Below are 2,239 nucleotides of genomic sequence, written 5' to 3'. Positions count from 1 at the left end.
GCGCTGAGGAAATAGTTGGTCTGGTGTTTGAGGTTCTGGTATCCGAGGAAGAGGTCGCTGTCTTTGAGGGAGAAGCTCAGCCCGGTCTGTATGACGACGCGGTGGTCGCCCATCACGTCGGTCAGGGACAGGTGCAGCAGGCTGCTCACGCCGTAGAAGGTGTCGAAGCCCGCGTTGGCCCCGAAGAATTCCGGTTTGAGCTTCACGCGGTACTTGTTCACCTTGAACTCCCGGTTCCAGTCGCGCAGCGTGAGTTCCCTGTCGCCGTTGCCGTCCAGCGTGTCGGCATCGGCCGTCGCCGTTTCGTCGCCGCGCGCCTCCGCCGCCGCCAGCGCCATCTGGTCCGACATCCACGTCTCCACCTTCCGGTTTGCCGCAACCGCCGCGGCCGTGTCTTCCTGCGCAGCCACCGCCCCGCTGTCGGCGTCCGCCGCCGCGGCCGCCTTCTCCTCCTGCCGCCGCTGTTTCTGCAACTCCACGAACGGACGGTCCTCGATGCCCGCCAGCCGCTTCGCGTAACGCGTCAGCGGCAGGTCCTCCATCCCCCGCTTCTGCTTGCGCGGGTCCTTCATCACGAAGATGTCGTAGCCCCCGCGGTGGAACGTCGTGAACGCCAGCTTCTTGCCGTCCGCGCTCCAGTCGATATACCGCGCCCCCGACAGCAGATTGCTGATCGGATACATCTGCGAGCCGTCCACGTGCGTGACGTAGACGTTGCCCACGCCCGTACGGTCCGACACGAACGCCAGCGTCTGCGAGTCCGGACCCCACGTGGGATGGCTGTCGTTCACATCGCTTTCCACCACCCGGCGGATCTCGCTCCCGTCCGCCTTCAGCACGAACACGTCATACACCCCGAACTCGAAGTCCTTCGACCCGTCATACGCCAGCGCCGCCGACGGCCGGTCCGAACTGATCGCGATCCATTCCCCGTCCGGGGACCAGTCCAGGTGCTTCTCGTCATACGGGTCCCGCGTCATCCGCCGCAGTGACTCATCCGCCACGTTCACCACGTACACGTCCGACCACCCGTCCTTCAGTCCCACGATCGCGATCCGCTTCCCGTCCGGCGACCACGTGGGCTCGAACAACCCGTCCAGATCGAAGTTGAACCGCCTCGTCACCCGCTTCTTCCGCACGTCCAGCGTATACAGCGTGTTCTTGTTGCGCGACTTCGCCGCAAACGCGATCTGCTTCCCGTCCGGCGACCACGTGATGCCCGGGCGCAGCACGAACAACCCCTCGAAGTCCGACGACCGCTCCCCCTCCACCAGCCGACCCAGGTCCTGACCGTCGATCGCCGACATCAGGTAGATGTCGAACGTGCCCTGACGCTCCGTCACGTACGCGATCTTGTCGCCCTGCGGCGAAAACGACGGCGCGATATTGTAGAAGCCACGGCCCTCGCCCGCCTCCGTCAACGGCTTCGCCACCTCCTCCGACGGATGGTGCAGGTTGATCTCGTTCCAATACTGACGCTTCAACCACAACTGCCACTTCTCGTCCAGCTCCTCCACACCCTCGCCCACCGACGCCTTCAGCGCCTTGTCCACCGATCGCGCGGAACGAAACGACGATATGAACTCCGCCACCTTGTCCTTGCCATACTCCTCCTCGATCATCACGAAGACGGACTGACCCCCCTTATACGCGAACGCCCCGCTCAACGACGTCATCCCCGGCACGAAGCCCGCGATCGTCGCGTGACGCATGAAATTGTCCGCCTCGCGGTCCCACCCCCCCTGCGACAGATACTCCGCCACGCCCTCCGCAATCCACAACGGCGGCAGCGACGCCGTCTGCGTCATCATCGCTCCCAGCCACCCGCCGCCCGTCCACATCTCCAGCGTCACCACGTGCACCAGCTCGTGGTGGATCACGTGACGGAAATCGCTATACGACCCCGTATACGGGATCACAACCCGACCCTGCGCGAACTCCGTAAAACCACCCGTGAACTCCGACTGCTCCGTCGGCGTGATGTTCGTCACCGAAAACCCGTTGTGAGAGTTGTAGATCACGATCGGATATCGGTCCTTCAGCGTATACTTCAGGTCCTTCTCCAGACGCACCAGCGCACGCTCCGCCTCCTTCGCCGCAAACTCGGCAGCAGGCTGCGACGCCTTGTCGAAATAGATCTTGAAATGCTCCGTCTCCAGAAAATGCCAGTCGTAATCGTCATACGTCACCTTGTTCTTCCCGAAATACTCCTGGCCCATCACCGTCCCGCACGTGAACA

Annotated in this window: 1 protein-coding gene; it reads right to left on the bottom strand. The window is 63.3% G+C overall.

Features of this window, described 5'->3' with window-relative positions; all coding sequences use genetic code 11:
* The coding region (locus tag OXU42_01555; GenBank protein MDE0028075.1) for a peptidase MA family metallohydrolase at positions 1–2,189 on the bottom strand (2,189 nt) is incomplete at its 3' end.
* Positions 2,190–2,239 lie beyond the last annotated feature (50 nt).

This window comes from Deltaproteobacteria bacterium (assembly GCA_028818775.1).
Taxonomy (GTDB): domain Bacteria; phylum Desulfobacterota; class Binatia; order UBA9968; family JAJDTQ01; genus JAJDTQ01.
Note: the sequence above shows the minus strand (reverse complement) of the source record. Positions and strands in the feature narration are given on the sequence as shown.